The sequence below is a fragment of the Streptomyces sp. NPDC087300 genome, assembly GCF_044744425.1.
Classification (GTDB): domain Bacteria; phylum Actinomycetota; class Actinomycetes; order Streptomycetales; family Streptomycetaceae; genus Streptomyces.
In genome coordinates this window covers 164,108-176,555 of the sequence record NZ_JBIUYI010000011.1, presented here as the reverse complement: position 1 = coordinate 176,555, position 12,448 = coordinate 164,108, and the positions used below count along the sequence as shown (strand labels likewise).

Here is a 12,448-nt window from a genome sequence, read left to right as displayed (position 1 = left end):
GCGAGCGGGCGTGCCAGACCCCGCGAGCCCGGACTGATCCAAACGAAAGGCCCTAGGCGCGCCGGAAGTTCAGCGACTCCCCCTGCGCGCCCGCGCGCCACAGGTCGTTGCAGGCCTCGGCCATCCGGTCGAGGCCGTCGACGATCTGGCCCCAGACGATGCCGGGCACCCAGCCGACGTCACCGTTCAGGAGCAGGTTGTTCCGCTCGTAGAAGAGGGCGAGGTCGACGACGGTCGTGCCCGCCCTGACGTCGGCCTCCGCCTCGTAGCCGTACGCCTGGGTCCCCAATTCCGTACCGGAAAAGGAGAAATAGCAGAGATCTCCCGGGATGGGGGTGACTGTCGGATTTTCCAGGGGCGGCTCGCGGTCCGCGAAAGCCGGAAAGAGGGCGTAGATCTCATTGCGGGCGTATTTCGCGTGATAGACCTCCGAGCCGAGCGGAAGTGCCTCCCACACCGCCGCGCAGGTCACCGGGGCCCGGTCGTCGAGCAGTTTTGCCGTGCACTGAACTCCCCGCTTGGCGAGGGAGACTTCGATGTATCGGTCTGCCATGTGTCCCATGCTCCTCCCTGGGTCAAGACCACAACGATTGCATCAGGGGCCTGAATTCACCGGCATATCTCGTGTCGAGTCGGGTAGCCGCGCGCCCATGGCTCCACCACTTGGGAACGACGAGGGATTCACAGGCAGAGCGGTACGCCGCCGCGCCCTGCTCTACGGAGCGGGCGGGGCGGCCGTGGCCGCGTTCGGGCTCTCGGCATGCAGCCGGGTGCCCGAGGAAGGGAAGGTCGAGGGGGGCGATCTGCTGGACCGGCTGCGCGACAGCGGCACGGTCAGGATCGGTGTCGCGGGCGAGGTCCCGTTCGGCTACATCGACGAGAACGGCGAGGTCACCGGAGAGGCTCCGGCGATCGCCAAGGTCATCTTCCCGCGCCTCGGGATACCCAAGGTCAAGGCGGTGCCCACCAAGTTCGGCGCGCTGATCCCCGGCCTGACCCAGGCCCGGCAGTTCGACGTGGTGTCGGCGGGCATGTACATCACCCCGGTGCGCTGCGCCCAGGTGCTCTTCTCCGACCCCGACTATCTGATGCTCGACTCCTTCATCGTGAAGAAGGGGAACCCGCACGGCATCAAGTCCTACGAGGACATCGCCAAGAAGGGCCTGAAACTGGCGAGCGGCACCGCCTACGCGGAGATCGACTACGCCAAGGCCGCGGGCGTGAAGTCCGTCCTCGTGCTGCCCGACCAGGTGGCGGGCATGGACGCCGTGGCCCAGGGCCGGGTGGACGCCTTCGCCGGCACCAACGTCACCGTACGCACGGTGATCAAGGGCAATCCGCGCGTCGAGGCCACGAAGCCCTTCCAGCCCGAGGTCGATGGCAAGCCCGCCTACGGCGCGGGCGGCTTCGCCTTCCGCACCGGTGAGAAGAACCTGCGGGACGCCTTCAACAAGGAGCTGCACAAGCTCAAGGAGAGCGGCGAGCTGCTGCGGATCGTGAAGCCGTTCGGCTTCACCGCGGCCGAGATGACGGATCTGACCGTCGAGAAGCTGTGTCCCCCGGCGAAGGGCGCCTCGTCATGATGTCGTCCGAGTTCTTCTCGAACTGGTTCCTGCCCGGGGTCTGGATCACCGTCCAGGTCACCCTGCTCAGCGCGGCCCTCGCCTTCGTGATCGCCTTCCCGATCGGCGTGCTGCGCACCTCCCGGCTGTGGATCGTGCGCTTCCTGGCCGGGGCCTACTTCGAGATCTTCCGCAGCACGTCGTCGCTGGTCTTCATGTTCTGGATCGCGTTCACCGTGCCGCCGGTCTTCCACATCAGCTTCCAGCCGATGGCCGCGGGCATCATCGCGCTCGGCATCACCTACGGGGCGTACGCCTCCGAGATCGTGCGCGGCGCGCTCGCCGCGGTGCCGCCCGCGCAGCGCGAGGCGGGCATCGCCCTGAACTTCACCCCCTTGCAGCGGCTGCGCCGCATCGAACTGCCGCAGGCCTGGCCGGAGATGATCCCGCCGTTCAACAACCTGCTGATCGAGCTGCTCAAGGGCACCTCGCTGGTCTCGCTCATCGCGGTGGCCGACATGACCTTCGCCGGTGACCTGCTGCGCCTCGTCAAGAACGACAGCGCGCCGATCTACACCCTGCTGCTCGCCCTGTACTTCGTCCTGGCCTTCCTCCTCACCCGCGGCATGCGGCTCCTGGAGCGGCACGCCAAGAAGCGGGTCGGGCAGGCGCCGCCCGCGAAGTCCGGCCTGTTCGGCGGGATGCGCTCGTCGTCGTCGATCGATGCCGTCACCGGCACGGGGGGTGCCAAGTGAACTGGAACTGGTCGAACGTCGACGACTTCATGCCGCTCTTCTGGGACGGCGTGGAGCTCACCCTCAAGGCGCTGCTCTTCGGCACCCTGATCGCCTTCTCGCTGGGCCTGGTCTGGGCGGTCGCCCAGCGCTCGGAGAAGAAGTGGATCCGCTGGCCCGTCACGGTGGTCACCGAGTTCATCCGCAACACCCCGCTCCTGGTGCAGCTGTTCTTCCTCTTCTACGTGGTGCCCGAGTGGGGCCCCTCGATGTCCCCCCTCACCACGGGCATCGTCGGCCTCGGACTGCACTACTCGACGTACACCTCGGAGGTCTACCGGGCCGGCATCGAGGGCGTGCCCGCGGGCCAGTGGGAGGCGGCGACCGCGCTCAGCCTCTCCAAGCGCCGCACCTGGACGGCCGTGATCCTGCCGCAGGCCGTGCGCAGGGTGATCCCCGCCCTCGGCAACTACGTGATCGTCATGCTCAAGGAGTCGCCGCAGATGGCCGCCATCGGCGCGCTCGACATGCTGGGCCAGGCCCAGGGGTACAGCCAGGCGACCTTCACCTACGAGGCGATCAGTGTGGTCGGTGTCGCCTTCATCGTCATCGCCTACCCGGCCTCTCTTCTTCTGCGAGTTTTGGAGCGTCGCCTTGTCCGCTGACAGCAGTACTTCCCAGGAAATCCCCAACCCGGCCGTCGATGGCAGCGAGCTGATCCGCTTCGACAAGGTCGTCAAGCGCTACGGCTCGAACGTCGTCCTGGACGAGCTGGACTTCTCGGTCGCCTCCGGCAAGCACGTGACGCTGATCGGGCCCTCCGGCTCCGGCAAGACCACGATCCTGCGCCTGCTCATGACGCTGGTGAAGCCGGAGCAGGGCACGATCAAGGTGGGCGGCACCTACCTCACCCACGAGGAGAAGAACGGCAAGCTCGTGCCGGCCGGCGAGAAGCACGTGCGCGAGGTCCGCAAGAACATCGGGATGGTCTTCCAGCAGTTCAACCTCTTCCCGAACATGAAGGTCCTGCGCAACGTCATGGAGGCGCCGGTCACCGTCCTCGGCCTCTCCAAGGACGAGGCCGAGCAGCGCGCCCGCGAGCTGCTCGACCTGGTCGGTCTCGGCGACCGCTGCGACGCGTATCCGACGCAGCTCTCCGGCGGCCAGCAGCAGCGCGTCGCGATCGCCCGCGCCCTGGCGATGCGGCCGCAGGTCCTGCTGCTCGACGAGGTGACGTCCGCGCTCGACCCCGAGCTGGTGGCGGGCGTCCTGGACGTGCTGCGCGACATCGCGCACACCACGGACATCACGATGCTGTGCGTGACCCACGAGATGAGCTTCGCCAGGGACATCTCGGACCAGGTGCTGATGTTCGACTCGGGCCGGGTCATCGAGTCCGGTTCGCCGGAGAAGATCTTCACCGACCCGGAGCACGACAGGACCCGCGAGTTCCTCAGCGCGGTCCTGTGACCTAGGCATATGCCAGGGTGGCGCGTTCCTGCTGACGGGGCGGGAGCGCGTCACCAATCTCCCCAACAGACGCTCCGAATGCGCCACTTGGCAGCTATCGTGGGACGGAGCCCAGCTGTCCGGAACCGTTCCACGCAGGGGGAAGCCGTGGCGTTGCAGCACGAGGCGACCACGCCGCACCACTCCGTCCAGAGCGCTCTGCGGGTGCTCGAGGTCGTCGCCCGGCACAACACCGGAGTGACCACGGCCGAAATCGCCCGCGAGACCCGGCTGCCCGCCACCCAGCTCGCGCCCCTGCTGCGCATGCTGCGCCGCGAGGGGTACGTCGAGCAGCTCACCGACAGCGCCACCGGGGCGTACGTGACCGGTGAATCGTTCGCCCGCCTCGGCTCCGCCCACCAGCACGACCAGGCGCTGCGCGAGAAGCTCCAGCGCACCCTGGACGGGCTGCGCGACTCGATCGGCGCGGCCGTCTACATCAGCCGTTACGTGGACGGCGAGGTCAAGGTCACCGACTTCGCCGCGGGCCCGTGCACCCCGGCCGTCAACGAGTGGGTGGACTTCCGCTCCTCGGCGCACGCCAGCGCGGTCGGCAAGAGCCTCCTGACCCAGCTCGACGTGAACGGGCGCAGGGACCACCTCTCCCGGCACAAGATGGCCCGCCTCACCTCCCGGACGATCACGAACGAGCGGGTCCTCCTGAACCGCCTCGCCGCCCAGCCCGCGACGGTCCCGGTCCTCGACCTCCAGGAGTACGCGGTGGGCACGGTGTGCGCGGCCGTGCCGATCACCGCCGGGGCCGCGGTGGGGTGCCTCGCCCTTTCGCTGCCGGTCGAGCACGCGCATCGGCTGCGGGAGGCCGCGGACACGCTCAATCGCGGGGCGGCGCCGGTGCTGCTCTCGCTGGCCATCTAGGGCGTCCCGCACCCGCGGCCGGCAGGTGGTCGGGCACCTGGTCGGGCACGTGGTCGGAGGCACCCTCTCGGACCAGGTAGTATTTTCTTGTCAGCAGGCGCCGCTAGCTCAGTTGGTTAGAGCAGCTGACTCTTAATCAGCGGGTCCGGGGTTCGAGTCCCTGGCGGCGCACTTGCGAATGCCGAAAGGGCGTTCCCGGTCTCCGGGGACGCCCTTTCGCGTACGGCACGTTCACCGGGGGTGCGGAAAACCGCACCCCGAGTCGACGGCAACCCTCATACCGTCGCTGACCTGCACTTTCTAGCGTTACTCCTATGGACCTCATGACTCTCGCCCTCCCCCAGGAGCCCGCGGGCGGCATCGCGGGCTGGGCCGCCGACCTCGTGGACACACTGGGCGGTCCTGGCGCCGGTCTCGCCATCGCCCTGGAGAACCTCTTCCCGCCGCTGCCCAGCGAGGTGATCCTGCCGCTGACCGGCTTCGCCGCCGGGCAGGGCGTGATCAGCCTCGGCTCCGCGCTGTTCTGGACCACGCTCGGCTCGGTCGTCGGCGCCGCCGCCCTCTACTGGATCGGCGTGCTCTTCGGCCGCGAGCGCATGCACGCCCTCTGGGCGAAGCTGCCGCTCGTGAAGACCTCCGACCTGGAGCGCACCGAGGCGTGGTTCGCCAAGCACGGCACCAAGGCCGTGCTGCTCGGCCGGATGGTGCCGATCTTCCGCAGCCTGATCTCCGTCCCCGCCGGGGTGGAACGCATGCGCCTGCCGGTCTTCCTCGCCCTCACCACGCTGGGCAGCCTGGTCTGGAACTCCGTCCTGGTCATGGCCGGATACTGGCTCGGCGACCAGTGGGACGCGGTCGAGACCTACGTCGGACTGCTCTCCAAGGCGGTCCTCGCCCTGGCCGTCGTGGCCGTCGCGGCCTATGTGGCGGTGCGCGTACGGTCCAGGAAGCGGACCGGCACCGCTACCGCCTCCGCGCCCCGGCACCGTCGCGTCGGCTAGGGTCTTTCGTTTGGATCAGGCCGGATCAGGGAGCGGGGTCTGGTGCGTGCGATCGCAAGGCGGAGGAGGGCGGCAACGCGGAGCGTTGGCAACCGACGACAACGCCGCGAGCGGGCGTGCCAGACCCCGCGAGCCCGGCCTGATCCAAACGAAAGACCCTAGTGGTCGGCTAATGTCGGACGGCGTGAAGGAGCCCGTGGCCGCCCCGTTCCTGCTCAGAGTCGCCGGCGTGCTGATCGGCTGTCTCACCGCCCTGCTCGGGCTCGGCTACTTCGTGCTCGCCGGTGCGGCGCTCGGCGCCTTCCTGCTCTGGCCGCGCACCCGCCGCCGCGCCCACGCGCTGCTCGCCTCGGGCGCGCGCAGGCTGACCGGCGTCGAGCGGTGGCGCAGGTCCGTCTTCTTCCACGACGCCTTTCCCGAGCACCGCGCCTCCGACCAGCAGATCCTGCGCTACCTCGCGGCCCGTACGTACTCGGGACTGCTGTGTGCCGTGGTGGTCGGCCTGGTCGACTTCGGCGCGGTGCTCGCCGGGATCTTCGCGGTCTCGCTCACCCGGTCCCCCTCGATGGCCTGGGTCGACGTGCTCAGCCAGGTCGTACTCGGCGGCACCCTGCTCTTCCTCGCCGTGCAGGGACTGCGCGCGCTGACCGACCAGGACGCCAGGCTCGCCCGCGAGTGCTTCGGCCCCTCCGAGCGTGAGCTGCTGCGCCGGCGCATCGACGAGCTCGCCACCAGCAGGGCCGCGGTGGTCCAGGCCGTCGACGTGGAGCGCCGACGCGTCGAGCGCGACCTGCACGACGGCGTCCAGCAGCGGCTCGTCGCGCTCGCCATGCTGCTCGGCAGGGCCCGCCGCGGCCGCACCCCCGAGCGGGCCGACGCGCTCCTGGAGCAGGCCCACAAGGAGGCCCAGGAGGTCCTCACCGAACTGCGCGAGGTGGCCTGGCGGGTCTACCCCACCGCGCTGGACAGCCTGGGGCTGCGCGAGGCCCTCGGCGGGGTCTCTGAGCGCAGCGCGATACCCGTACGCATGGAGTACGACGTGCCCGAGCCGCTGCCCGCCGCCGTCGAGACGGCCGCCTACTTCGTCGTCTCGGAGGCCGTCACCAACGCCGCCAAGCACTCCTCTGCCGACGAGGTCCACGTGCGGGTGCACGGCAGCGGGACCGCGCTCACCGTCGTCGTCAGGGACACCGGGGCCGGCGGCGCCGACCCCGCGGGCAGCGGTCTGACCGGGCTGCACAGCCGGGTCGCCGCGCTGGACGGGACACTGCGGGTCGACAGCCCCCTCGGGGGACCCACCACCATCACCGCGGAGCTGCCGTGCGCGTAATCCTGGCCGAGGACTCGACCCTGCTGCGAGAGGGCCTGGTCCGGCTGCTCGCCGAGGAGGGCCACGAGGTCCTCGCCGCCGTGGGCGACGCCGACGCGCTGCTCAGGGAGGTCGAGGCGCACACCCCGGACGTCGTGGTCACCGACATCCGCATGCCGCCCGACCACACCGACGAGGGGCTGCGCGCCGCCGTGCGGATCAGGGAGCTGCGCCCCGAGATCGGCGTGGTCGTCCTGTCCCAGTACGTGGAGCGCAACTACGCGGCGCAGCTGCTCACGTCGAGCGCCGAACGCGTCGGCTATCTGCTCAAGGACCGGGTCGCGCAGGTCGAGGAGTTCCTGGACGCGCTGGAGCGGGTGCACGCGGGCGGCGCGGCCATCGACCCCGAAGTCGTACGGCAGTTGCTCATCCGCACCACGCACAGCGATCCCCTGACCCGGCTCACGCCGCGCGAGCGCACCGTCCTGGAGGCGCTCGCCGAGGGCCACACCAACGCGGCCATCGGGGAGAAGCTGCACATCTCGCTGAGCGCGGTCGAGAAGAACCTCAACGCGATCTTCGACAAGCTGGGCCTGCACCGGACGACCGGCTACAGCCGCCGGGTGCTCGCGGTGCTGCGCTACCTGGAGTCCTGAGGACGTCCGCGGCCCGGCGCGGGTCTCCCTCGCAGATCCCCCGCACCGGTGAGGACGGCGGCGCGGCCGCTGCTGGCCGGCCGTCTCCCACCGGCCGCTGCGCCGGCTCCACCGGCCGTTCGGCGTACGGGAGTCGGGGCCCGTCGGTGCCGCCGTGCCTACGACAGGACGACCCCGTCCATGAGCAGCGCCGCCACGAGCCCCGCGGCGAGCAGCCAGGTGCCGAGCCTGGTGCGGCCGCGGCGGCTCAGCTCGATCACCAGGCCGCAGAGGATGAGCAGCAGACCGTAGACCCCGACGACCAGCACGGAGGATCTGCTCGCCAGACGCAGCGCGAGGACGACCGCCGCGGCGGCCATCAGCACGGAGGCCGCGACGACGCGGGCTCTGCGGGCGCGGGCGGCGGGGGTCGGGCCTTCGTGCGTGGCGTCGTTCGTGCCCTCATGGGCGTCCTCGGCCGCGTCCTCCTGCGGCTGGGGCTCTGCTTCCGGGGGGCTGTGCGGTGCGGGTTCTGCCTGGTCTGGCGTGCTCATGTCGTGGATCGTAATCCCGTCGGAGTGTTCGTACGTTCCGTCACCACGGATCCCTCACGCCTCATGCCCGCAGATATGTGAGGACCGCGAGCACCCTGCGGTGCGTGCCGTCCGCCGGGGGCAGGTCGAGCTTTCCGAGGATGTTGCCGATGTGCTTGCCCACCGCCGCCTCGCTGACCACGAGTTCCTGGGCGATCGCCGCGTTCGACCTGCCCTCGGCGACGAGCCCTAGCACCTCGCGCTCGCGCGGCGTCAGCGCGGCGAGGGGGTCCCTGCGGCGGCGCAGCAACTGCCGTACGACCTCCGGGTCGACGACCGTGCCGCCCCGCGCGACCCGGGTCAGCGCCTCCACGAACTGCTCGACCTGGCCGACGCGGTCCTTGAGGAGATAGCCGACGCCGGTGCCGTCGCCGGTGTCCAGGAGCTCGGCGGCGTAGGACCGTTGGACGTACTGGCTGAGCACGAGGACCGGCAGCGCGGGCCGCGCCGCCCTGAGCTCCACGGCCGCGCGCAGCCCCTCGTCCTGGAACCCCGGCGGCATCCGCACGTCGGTGACCACGATGTCCGGCTCGTACGCCGACACCGCGTCCCGCAGCGCGTCCGCGTCGCCGACCGCGGCGACCGTCTCGTGGCCGAAGCGGGTCAGCAGGCCGACGAGTCCCTCGCGCAGCAGCACGCTGTCCTCGGCGAGGACGACTCTCAGTGGACTCGTGCGGGGCAAGGGATCTCCACGGAGAGGACGGTCGGGCCGCCGGGCGGGCTGGTGACCGTCAGTCTGCCATCGAGCACCGCGAGCCGGTCGGCGAGTCCCGTGAGGCCCGTCCCGCACGCCGGGTCGGCGCCGCCGCGGCCGTCGTCGTGCACGTCGACGCGGAGCATGCCTCCGGTGTGGGCCGCCGTGATCCTGGCCTTCGTCGCGCCGCTGTGCCTGCCGATGTTCGTGAGGGCCTCGCGGACGGCGAAGTAGCCCGCGGACTCCACGGGTTCGGGCAGCCGGGGCAGTTCGACGTCCGCCGTGTCCACCGGGACGGCCGAGCGGTCCGCCGCGTCCTCGATCGCGGCGGTGAGGCCGTAGTCGGCGAGCACCTGGGGGTGGATGCCGCGGATCAGCTCGCGCAGCTCGGTGAGCACGCCGTCCGCCTCGGCGTGCGCCGTGGCCAGCGCGGCGGCCAGCCGGTCCGCCCCTGGCCCCTCAGCAACCGCCGCGACGTCCAGCCTGGCCAGGCCGAGCGACATCGTCAGGGCGACGAGGCGCTGCTGGGCCCCGTCGTGCAAGTCCCGCTCGATGCGCCGCCGTTCGGCCTCGAAGGCGTCCACGAGGCGGGCCCTTGACCGGGTCACCTCGGCGAGGCTCGCGGCCAGTTCGGACTCGCGCGGGGCGAGCAGGAAGCGGGTGAAGGCGGCACGGGCGGTGGCGTACGCGCCGAGTGGGTGGAGCAGCACGAGGAGGAGCACCAGGCCGAGCAGCGCGGTCGCCGTGGCCTCCGGGTAGCCGTCGACCAGCCACAGCTTGGCCGGACGGATCCCGCCGCCGGTGGCGCCGCCCGCGAGGGCGAGATGGGCCGGGGCGACGACGAGCAGCACGGGCAGCGCGACGGCGCAGGCCACGACGAGGAGGTCGAGCGGCCACAGGACGAGCGCGAGCAGCACGGTGTAGGCGAGCTCGCGCCAGGTGGCCTGCTCGCGCAGACGCAGCTGGAACCAGGCGGGGATGCCCGGGGTGTCCGGGGTGCGGTGGGGGGTGGGGGCGGGAGGTGCGTGCGGGTGGAGGAGGCGGAGGCGGCGGCGTTCGAGGGCGGCGAGGGGGAGGCCGGAGAGGGTGAGGGCGGCGAGGAGGGGGAGCCCGACGAGAACGAGGACGAGGAGGCCGGCGAGGGCGGTGAGGACGGCGCCGAGCAGAAGAACGACGACGCCGAGGAGCACCCCGGTCCCGAGATACCCCGCGCTACGCCACGGGGCACTCCCCCGGAGATACCGCCGCGTCCACAACTCACTCCATGCGCTTGTGCTGCTGGCCATGGGGGTCACGTTAGAGGGGGTCGCGGGGGCTGGGCGCGGGCCGGGGCGGGTTCGTCTGCGGGTCCGGGTGGGCTGGTGCGCGGGGTTCGTCTGTGGGGCGGGGCCGTGGGGGTATGTACGTACTCGCTATCCCGGGGCTGAACTTGGTCGGGCTTGCTTCCTTGCCTCGGTGGCCACTTGTGCTCCGTGCGCACATACCCCCACGTCCCCTCAGGACGGTCCCGCGACCGCGCCCCGGCGGGGGTGGCCCCACATACACCCCGGACCGTGCCGCTGCCCCACCGGCCCGCAGCCGCGAGCGTTCCTGAGGGGACGTGGCGGTATGTCTGCCCGGAGCACAAGTGGCGGCGTACCGAGGTGCATGACGGTGGCGGCTCACCGGGATAGCGAGGACGGACATACCGCCGCGGCCCCGCCCCACAACCGCACCCGAGGCGCACGACCCCATCACGGCGAGAGCAGAGCCGTCCGGTTCTGGGATTCGTACTGGAGCAGGAGAGACGCCAAGTCAGGCCGCGTCAGCCGCTCGTACGACGCCCGCCCCGGGCGACGCCACCAGACGGGATCCCCGCAGCGGAACCCCTCCCCGCGCAACACCCCCCGCGCCACCTTGTTCGTCGCCGTCACCGGCATCCGTTCCACCACCCGGACGAAGCTGGGCGTCATCTTCGTCCCCAGGTCCGGCTGGGAGAGCAGGAATTCCGTGAAGGCGAGCGGGTCGAAGGCCGCACCCGACGGCGGCGCGAGCGCGGCCATCACCTGGTCGCCCGCCACCGGATCCGGCACCGCGTACACCGCCACCGCAGCCGCCCCCTCGTACCGCGCGAGAATGTTCTCGATCACCGCCGCCGCGAGGTTCTCGCTGTCGACCCGCAGCCGGTCGTCGGTGCGTCCGGCGAAGTAGAGGTGGCCGTCGGCGTCCCGGTAGAAGAGGTCACCGGTCCAGTACCAGCCGTCCCGCAGCCGCTCCGCCTCCGCCTCCTCGTTGCGCCAGTAGCCCTCGAAGGGGTTCCTGCCCCGGTTGACCAACTCCCCTATCGCCGCAGCGCCGTTGAGCAGCCTGCCGTCCGCGGCGAAGACCGCCGGTTCGCACTCCTCGCGCGTCCCGGGGTCCACCACCGCCAGGTCGTCCCCCGGCGCCGCCCTGCCGATCGCGGCCGGCGGCGTGTCGGGGGCGCGCTGGATCGCCGCGCCGCCCTCGGACGAGCCGTAGCCCTCGACGAGCCGTACGCCGAACCGTTCCTCGAAGCGCGCCGCGTCCACCGCCCCCGCCTCGGTCCCGAACCCGGTCCGCAGCGGGTTCTCGCGGTCGTCGGGGCGGGCCGGGGTGGCCAGGACGTACTGGACCGCCCGGCCCACGTAGGTGAAGTACGTCGCCCTGAACTCCCGTACGTCGGACAGGAAGTGGGACGCGGAGAAGCGGCGGCGCAGCGCCACCCCGGCCCCGGCCGCCAGCGCGGGCGCCCAGTCGGCGATGACCGCGTTCCCGTGGAACATGGGCATGCAGACGTAGTGGGTGTCCGTAGGGCGGACCCCGAAGTGCCGCACCAGGGAGGCACCCGCCGCCGCGAGCCGGCCCTGGCTGCAGATCGCCGCCTTGGGCGCGCCGGTGGAGCCGGAGGTGAAGTAGAGCAGCATGCGGCTCTTGGGCGTGACCGTTCGCGCCATCTCCGGCTTCGCGCCCGCGTAGGGCGCGAGCAGCTCCGCGTAGGCGTCCGTGTCGGTCACCAGGATGCGTACGGAGGGGAGGGGGAGTCCGTCGAGGAGCGGGAGGTGGGCCCGTTCGGTCACCAGGACCGCGCAGTCGGTGTGCAGGATGTCGCGGGCGAGTTCGGCGCCGCGCCGGGTGGGGTTGATGCCCGCGACGGCGGCTCCCGCGAGTGCTGCCGCGCTCAGCCAGAGCGGGAATTCGGGGGTGTTGTCGAGCAGTACGCCGATGTGGGGTTCGCCGCCGCGCGGCAGCAGGTCGGCGAGCAGCGCGGCTCTCGCCGCCGCCCCCGCCGTCACCTCGTGGTGACTGAGCCGCCCCTCGGCGAAGCGCAGGCCGGTGCGGTGGTCGCCCCAGCGTGCCAGTACGAGTTCCGCGACCGTGGCCGCGGCCGTGCTCCCGGTGCTCTCCATGGCCGCGCACCATAATTGACGGGCCGTCACATTGGCAGGGGGCCCGCGACACCCGCGCGGCCCCGCGCACGCCGTGTGGTCGGCACGGCGTGCGCGGAACCTACCCGTGGGGTGTGGGGACGGGGCGC

13 protein-coding genes and 1 tRNA gene are annotated in these 12,448 nt (G+C 71.4%); 9 read left to right on the top strand and 5 right to left on the bottom strand.

Annotated features, from left to right (window positions below):
- Positions 1–52: 52 nt before the first annotated feature.
- Positions 53–553: a DUF3830 family protein gene (locus ACIO9J_RS36740; protein ID WP_402009208.1), complete on the bottom strand. Its 501-nt coding sequence runs from the start codon at positions 551–553 to the stop codon at positions 53–55.
- 97 nt (positions 554–650) lie between these two features.
- Here ACIO9J_RS36740 and ehuB point away from each other — a divergent pair, with 97 nt between their 5' ends.
- From ehuB to ACIO9J_RS36695, 9 genes are all read left to right on the top strand, one after another.
- Complete coding sequence (gene ehuB, locus ACIO9J_RS36735; RefSeq protein WP_402009207.1) at positions 651–1,583, top strand: ectoine/hydroxyectoine ABC transporter substrate-binding protein EhuB; 933 nt, start codon at positions 651–653, stop codon at positions 1,581–1,583.
- Complete coding sequence (ehuC, locus tag ACIO9J_RS36730; protein ID WP_402009205.1) at positions 1,580–2,317, top strand: ectoine/hydroxyectoine ABC transporter permease subunit EhuC; 738 nt, start codon at positions 1,580–1,582, stop codon at positions 2,315–2,317. The genes ehuB and ehuC overlap by 4 nt, the downstream gene beginning before the upstream one ends.
- Positions 2,314–2,961: an ectoine/hydroxyectoine ABC transporter permease subunit EhuD gene (gene ehuD / locus ACIO9J_RS36725; protein ID WP_402009203.1), complete on the top strand. Its 648-nt coding sequence runs from the start codon at positions 2,314–2,316 to the stop codon at positions 2,959–2,961. Before ehuC ends, ehuD begins: the two co-directional genes overlap by 4 nt.
- Positions 2,951–3,766, top strand: a complete 816-nt coding sequence (ehuA, locus tag ACIO9J_RS36720; protein WP_402009201.1) for an ectoine/hydroxyectoine ABC transporter ATP-binding protein EhuA — start codon at positions 2,951–2,953, stop codon at positions 3,764–3,766. The genes ehuD and ehuA overlap by 11 nt, the downstream gene beginning before the upstream one ends.
- Positions 3,767–3,913: 147 nt before the next feature.
- Positions 3,914–4,681, top strand: coding sequence for an IclR family transcriptional regulator (locus ACIO9J_RS36715; protein WP_402009200.1), 768 nt, complete (start codon positions 3,914–3,916; stop codon positions 4,679–4,681).
- A 97-nt stretch (positions 4,682–4,778) separates the two neighbouring features.
- Positions 4,779–4,852 (top strand) — tRNA-Lys (locus ACIO9J_RS36710).
- Between the two features lie 143 nt (positions 4,853–4,995).
- Positions 4,996–5,682, top strand: a complete 687-nt coding sequence (locus tag ACIO9J_RS36705; RefSeq protein WP_402009198.1) for a DedA family protein — start codon at positions 4,996–4,998, stop codon at positions 5,680–5,682.
- A gap of 172 nt (positions 5,683–5,854) precedes the next feature.
- Positions 5,855–7,012 (top strand): sensor histidine kinase, encoded by a 1,158-nt coding sequence (locus ACIO9J_RS36700; RefSeq protein ID WP_402009196.1) that lies wholly within the window; start codon positions 5,855–5,857, stop codon positions 7,010–7,012.
- A complete protein-coding gene (locus tag ACIO9J_RS36695) occupies positions 7,003–7,647 on the top strand; it encodes a response regulator (RefSeq protein WP_402009194.1) in 645 nt (214 codons plus the stop codon). Before ACIO9J_RS36700 ends, ACIO9J_RS36695 begins: the two co-directional genes overlap by 10 nt.
- A gap of 158 nt (positions 7,648–7,805) precedes the next feature.
- On the opposite strand, the gene ACIO9J_RS36690 is transcribed toward ACIO9J_RS36695, so the two are convergent.
- The 4 genes from ACIO9J_RS36690 to ACIO9J_RS36675 all read right to left on the bottom strand — a co-directional run bounded on the left by ACIO9J_RS36690 (position 7,806) and on the right by ACIO9J_RS36675 (position 12,320).
- Positions 7,806–8,180: a hypothetical protein gene (locus ACIO9J_RS36690; protein WP_402009192.1), complete on the bottom strand. Its 375-nt coding sequence runs from the start codon at positions 8,178–8,180 to the stop codon at positions 7,806–7,808.
- 61 nt (positions 8,181–8,241) lie between these two features.
- Positions 8,242–8,901, bottom strand: coding sequence for a response regulator (locus ACIO9J_RS36685; protein WP_402009190.1), 660 nt, complete (start codon positions 8,899–8,901; stop codon positions 8,242–8,244).
- On the bottom strand, positions 8,880–10,199 hold the full coding sequence (locus tag ACIO9J_RS36680; RefSeq protein ID WP_402009188.1) for a sensor domain-containing protein: 1,320 nt from the start codon (positions 10,197–10,199) through the stop codon (positions 8,880–8,882). The genes ACIO9J_RS36685 and ACIO9J_RS36680 overlap by 22 nt, the downstream gene beginning before the upstream one ends.
- 447 nt (positions 10,200–10,646) lie before the next feature.
- Positions 10,647–12,320, bottom strand: a complete 1,674-nt coding sequence (locus tag ACIO9J_RS36675) for an AMP-binding protein (protein ID WP_402009186.1) — start codon at positions 12,318–12,320, stop codon at positions 10,647–10,649.
- Positions 12,321–12,448: the final 128 nt, after the last annotated feature.